The 5,025-nt window shown below is 57.2% G+C and carries 3 protein-coding genes and 1 pseudogene; 2 read left to right on the top strand and 2 right to left on the bottom strand.

Annotated elements, in window-relative coordinates:
* The first annotated feature begins 223 nt into the window (after positions 1-223).
* Both LJE91_02665 and LJE91_02660 read left to right on the top strand, forming a co-directional pair.
* The gene (locus tag LJE91_02665) at positions 224-448 is read left to right on the top strand and encodes a Dabb family protein (GenBank protein ID MCG6867652.1); all 225 of its coding nucleotides are present in this window, start codon (positions 224-226) and stop codon (positions 446-448) included.
* A gap of 592 nt (positions 449-1,040) precedes the next feature.
* Positions 1,041-1,931 carry a hypothetical protein gene (locus LJE91_02660; GenBank protein MCG6867651.1) on the top strand — a complete coding sequence of 297 codons (891 nt, stop codon included), beginning with the start codon at positions 1,041-1,043 and terminating at the stop codon, positions 1,929-1,931.
* Positions 1,932-1,961: 30 nt separating this feature from the next.
* Here LJE91_02660 and LJE91_02655 read toward each other — a convergent pair whose 3' ends face one another.
* The gene (locus tag LJE91_02655) at positions 1,962-3,719 is read right to left on the bottom strand and encodes a CotH kinase family protein (GenBank protein ID MCG6867650.1); all 1,758 of its coding nucleotides are present in this window, start codon (positions 3,717-3,719) and stop codon (positions 1,962-1,964) included.
* Positions 3,720-4,309: 590 nt separating this feature from the next.
* Positions 4,310-4,886: pseudogene (locus tag LJE91_02650) on the bottom strand (transposase).
* Positions 4,887-5,025 lie beyond the last annotated feature (139 nt).

Below are 5,025 nucleotides of genomic sequence, written 5' to 3'. Positions count from 1 at the left end.
AAGGTCATGGCACATTTGATGTTCGGTATCGTGGCGCTGACGGTGGATCAGTTGATGAAGTTCGTTGAATAACGGCACTCAACCGCCAGATCCATCCTCGAAAACACGCCAAAACTGTCGTGTAGTGGAACCCTTGCGCTGCATTCGCGATTTCCCCTGTCATTTGAGAAAAACGATGCAATCGCCATAGTGAAAACGCTCGAATAAGACTCGTTCGCATCTGATGGGTGCAAATTGGAAATTTGACCCCCTATCAGCGAGTAGTTTTGCAAGAGGCTCAGAGGACAGCCAATACCGGCACTGCTGGCTGGTGAGCTTCGCCGGCCAACCGGTCATCGACAGCTACCGCGAACATCCCGACCACGTGAAGTTTGCCGACGAGCGTTTCAGGCCCTATGCGGGGGACCGGGTGAGTATCGATTTCGAGGAGAGCGACAAGAACGACTGATCAGCAGGGCTAGTGATCGATGCGATCAACGAGGTCTGCTGGATCTTCACCCTCATACAACAAGGATGGACAGGCAGTAACAACCATGCCTATCCGGTTGACCCCTAAGAGCTCTCCCGTGCGGGTTCGTGGTGCTCGGACACCTGGGTGCTGTGCCACTTTCCGCCGTTACAGATGGGGCTCAGATCCGACCGCGCCATGTGCGCGACGAGTCCGGAATGTATGGCGACGCGGGCCTTAAGGGGTAAACCGGATAGGCATGGTAACAACACTCTCGGCTGGTTCCATCGCTCAGCAATGGACTGTAGGAGCGGGCCATGCCCGCGAAACGAGGTGATTACCAGGATAATCCGTCATTGTCAGATCGGTTTGTCAATTATCCGGCGACTTATCACGGTTATGTGCCGCTCCTACAGTACGGCTAATGCTAATAACCTCGTTATTTGAGAGACATCACAACCAACCGGCACGACTAAATACGGGCGTTGAGGACATAGCAGTTCATGTCCTGATCTCACTTTAAGATCGGCTAAGATGGACATATAGAGGAAATCTGATTTGATGTATGGAAACATAAGGAGATCAACACCCATTGAACAGTCACCTGTCATCCGCCCCAGAACTGGAACTGGTCGACGAGGCCAAGATCCGCCACCTGCTTGGGAACCCACCGGAAAAACGCTTCGAGGCGAGCGGTGTCTGTGTGAAGGATGACGTCTGTTATGTCATCTTCGACAATGTTTCGCACCTCGCCTGCTTCACCCTGCGTGATGGGGGACTTACCGACCACAGCCGGATGATCCCGCTACACAACCCCTTTTCCGGCTATGAGGACATCGCCTACGACGCCCAAGCTCAGCGTTTCTATCTGTTGATCGAAGCGCAAAAGGCGGTTTCCGGGCACTACATGGCGAGGATCGAGGAGTACGACCGGGATCTGAATTTTCTCGCCAGCCAGTGGGCGGACTTTCCGTTCAAGCACAAAAACAAGGGCATGGAGGGTCTCGCCTGCGTCTATCTGGACGACAAGCGCTACCTGCTCGGCCTGTGCGAGGGCAACAAGTGTAAGGGGGGACGCAAAGGCCGTAAGCCGGGAGGTGGACGCATCCAGGTGTTCTTCGAATCCGGTCAAAATGCCTGGAATCGAGTGAAGACCCTCGAACTGCCGGAGAGCCTGCCATTTGAAGACTATGCCAGCCTGGATGTCAGCGGCAACCGTATCGCGGTGGTCTCCCAGGCCTCGTCCCTGCTGTGGCTCGGCACCTTCAAGGATCGGGACGGCAACTTTACGGATGACGGTCGGGTCTATCGTTTCCCGCGCACCGGCAAGCAAAAGACGCGCTATTGCAATATCGAAGGAATCGCCTGGCTGGCGCCGGATTTGATCCTGACGGTTTCGGACAGGCGCAAATCGGGGGAACAGGCCAAGCGCTGCAAGTGCAAGGACCAGTCGATCCACACCTTCCGCATTCCGGCCGCCTGAAGCAGGCGTCCGGATGCGGCTGTCGTCTTCTCAGGGCAGCTTGGACTTGGGCGGCATCTCCATGACATCGGCGAAGGTCGCGCCGCTGGCCCCGCTGGGATAGTCCTTGCGCAACTGCTCCAGTTGCTTGCGGGCGCTGTCGTAGCGCATCCGTACGTAATGGATGATGCCCTCGATCTTATAGTTGTCGCCATGCAGCTCCCACTGTTGGAGGCCGTTCAGATAGACCCGGTGGTTGGAGAATTGGCGCCCGGTGAAGGGCTGGCCATGGGGTGAGTCCGACTCCAGATAGGCGGCCTGGCGGACCCGGTCCCAAAGCCCTCCATCCCCCTCCTGACCCATCAACGCGTCGATCCGGTCCGGATTGAAATGGTTGTCCAGCATATGCTCCAGGTGGTCCAGATAATACTGTTTGAAGTCGTCGTGCTGCAGCAGGTTCTGCACCAGGGGAATCCGTGCGGTGCGCTTGCCGCTGTAGTAGTTGCGCGTGTTGGATGGCCAGTCGAGGATGTCGGTGTTCTGCCATTGGGTATGGAAGTAGTCGATGCCGAAGCTGTTGTCGTAGTCCCAGGGAATCCAGTAGAAATAGGGCTCCTGCATGAAGGCCTTGTGCGCGCCCTTGCGCCCGGAGTTATAGAGATAGTAGTTGGATGGGGTGGCGTAGTAGTTGTCCCAACCGCCCAGCAGCAGATTGGCGCCGGCCCAGCGCAGAAAGGCCCTGACGTTCATGATCGCTTCCATCCCATCCCGATAGGCGTCGGAGCGGAACTTCTCGTCGCCTCCGGCCAGTCCGATACCGTTGAGGGTCTCGATCAGGCGGGCCAGGTCGGCATAGCTGTTGGTCTCCGGGTCATCACCATTGGTCTTCAGCCGGTAGGTCAGGTCCGGGCTGTTGTGGTTGAAGTAATAGGGCAGGCCGGGGTCGTCGGTATCCGAGGGTTTGTACTCCAGGGTGGCGCAGCCCACATTGCCGCAGTAGGCCTTGTAGAGATTGCCTTCGTCATTCTTGCCGAAATGGTCCTTGAGGAAACCCTTGTCCACCTGCTCTATGACGGAGAAGAGACCGCGATACGCACCATTGATGCCCAGTTTGGCATAGCTGTGGCGGGATGAAGGGATGCCGACCTGATCGAAAAGGTGCCAGGCCAGTGCCTCACGCATCTGGGAGGCATCGTTGTACATCGACTTGAGATTGAAACGCCACATTCCCAGCACCTTGCCGTCGCCACCGTCGACCTTGAAATTGATCTTCCAGGAACGCTTGGGCGCACGCAGGGTCCGGTTGCCGCTGTTCTTGAGTGAAAAGTCCCAGGTCTGCAGCAGCACACCCTGTTCTCCCGCCCCGGGCAGATGAATCGGCAGCGCCGGGTCCGTGGCCCAGGCGGAGAGCGTGGCCCGGCCATCAGCGTACACCGGCTCTTCCGGGGTCAGATGCTGCGGGGGCCAGTCCTCGATCATCACCATATACATGGGGCGGTCGAAAAACTCGTCTTTACCCTTCGCCGCCTTGACATAGGCGTTGACCAGCTTACCCGTCTCGGTCTGTTTGTTGGCGGCATCCTTCAAGATCAGAACGCCGTCATCGGCCGGACTGTCGACCTCGCTGTCCAGTAGATCGAACAGCTCCTGAAACTCCGCCTTGGAGCGCAGCGTGGCGTCTGCGTGACCGGTACTCTGATTTACGCGCTCGGCGAGTTTACGGACCTTGCCTGCCGGCAGTTCCGTGACGACAATCGCCTTGTCTTTGAACAGATCCCAAAAGTCCCCCTTATCCAACGTCTTCTTCATCTTCTCGTCTCCCTGTCAATAGCAATAAATATACGTCACAGGGTCTGCTGACAAGCCCTGGTCTGATGTTTTGATGCATGGTGTTTAAAAGGTTCGGCCGATCAATTCCGAAACCCACCAGCCTCGGGGCAAAGAATGATGCCTTGGAGAGTCAAGGAAGCAACCGATTTATTGAATCTAGCACCGATTCTTGGGTGCTGCCATACGCGTAGAGTAGAAGTTGGAGTGAGAGCGTATGGCAGAGACCGAAAAGACCCTTGGTATGGTACTTGGGTGTTCATGATGGAACAGGTATTGTCAACGATCAGTTTTGTGGCTCATACGTCATTGCGGTCATCTGGTACACTTGCGGTTTACTGATGAGTGCATCAGACATTATGCGGGTGACCACGCGAGCATCACTGTAGAACTGTCCTTATCCACATTGGGCAATGCTACAATGCTAGACCCCATTTTCCCCCCATTCCCAATCGAACGACTTCTTTGATACGGTTCATGTTGGACTCTCCCATTTCGTTTAGATGGATTAACCCATTCCCATCTTGGCTCTGTTGAAGCCGCTTGAGAAGTGGGATGGGTCCATTTCATTAGGCGATGATCCTGACCGCCCCGCCGCAGGCCGGACAGATCTCGATGTCGATGCCGAACACGCGCTTCAGGCGCTGCGCTTAAAGCTTATGGCCGCGTGGCGTTGCGGCGGTGTTTTCTCCAGGCCATCAGCGGTAGATTCGGGTTTGCTGTCCTTGCCCCGCTTCGCCGGCGTCACCAGAGCCCGATGCTTGCTGTTCGGCGCGAACACGCCGTGGAATTGCGTGAGATTGACCCTCGGCCTGGGCACCAGTGCGGCCAGTCTGGCGATGAAGTCCAGCGGCTCGAAGATCACATGAGTGGTGCCGTCCCGGTAAGGCGTCTTGAGCTGGTAACGCACCTTGCCGCTATCGGTAAGCGACAGGCGCTCTTCGGAGACCGCCGGGCGGGCGATGTATCGACACACAAACGCTCCAGCTTTTTGCGTTCCCCTGCCTTGGCCGCCACACCCGCATGCAGACTGAACCCGCCCACCTTACCGACCGTGTCGCCGAACGGCTCCTCCGGATCGCAGGCCGGCAACGTCCGCAGGGTAAACACCTTGCGCCCGGCCTGCGGCCCCACGGCGATGCGGTAGGTGTTACGTCCCGCTCTCTCTCAGGGGAAGCGTTCCGACCTATCTGGGGTGAGACGCAGGGAGGCGTCCCGCACAGAGCGAGGAGGATTACGCTTCTCGATCTGTGCGGGACGAGGGTCGCTTAGAAAGGCAGTGGTTCGT

This window comes from Gammaproteobacteria bacterium, from assembly GCA_022340215.1.
GTDB lineage: Bacteria > Pseudomonadota > Gammaproteobacteria > JAJDOJ01 > JAJDOJ01 > JAJDOJ01.
The sequence above is the reverse complement of the archived record's forward strand: the minus strand, read 5'-3'. Positions and strand labels throughout refer to the sequence as shown.

Bases quoted from the DNA above. Each gene is read 5' to 3' on its own strand.
- LJE91_02655 (MCG6867650.1), bottom strand. From the start codon at position 3,719: ATGAAGAAGACGTTGGATAAGGGGGACTTTTGGGATCTGTTCAAAGAC.
- LJE91_02665 (MCG6867652.1), top strand. From the start codon at position 224: ATGGGTGCAAATTGGAAATTTGACCCCCTATCAGCGAGTAGTTTTGCA.